Source organism: Butyricicoccus sp. AF18-9LB (genome assembly GCF_027684505.1).
Classification (GTDB): Bacteria; Bacillota; Clostridia; order Oscillospirales; family Butyricicoccaceae; genus Agathobaculum; species Agathobaculum butyriciproducens.
Genome location: NZ_JAQCWA010000063.1, coordinates 479 through 865 on the forward strand (window position 1 = coordinate 479; position 387 = coordinate 865).

Below are 387 nucleotides of genomic sequence, written 5' to 3' on the forward strand. Positions count from 1 at the left end.
TACGCCGCCTGCGGTGTGCAGCGCCTCGAAAACGGTAACCTCATAACCCATACGAGCCAGATCGCCTGCACAGGTCAGACCGGCCGGGCCTGCACCAACAATGGCAACCTTGTGACCGTTGGACTCCGGCTTTACTGCCTTTTCGGTGCTGTTTTCGCGCGCGTAATCGGCAACGAAACGCTCCAGACGGCCGATTGCTACAGCCTCGCCCTTGATGCCGCGGACACAGTGACACTCGCACTGGCTCTCCTGCGGGCATACACGGCCGCAGACAGCCGGCAGTGCGGAGGTCTCCTTGATCTTGGCTGCCGCTTCGAGAAACTTACCCTCTGCAACCAGAGCGATGAACTCCGGAATCTTAACCTGTACCGGGCAGCCGGTCATGCA

The 387-nt window shown here is 60.5% G+C and carries 1 protein-coding gene; it reads right to left on the reverse strand.

The window, feature by feature from the left end:
* The coding region (locus PGY33_RS14305) for an NAD(P)-binding protein (protein WP_270479209.1) at positions 1-387 on the reverse strand (387 nt) is incomplete at both ends.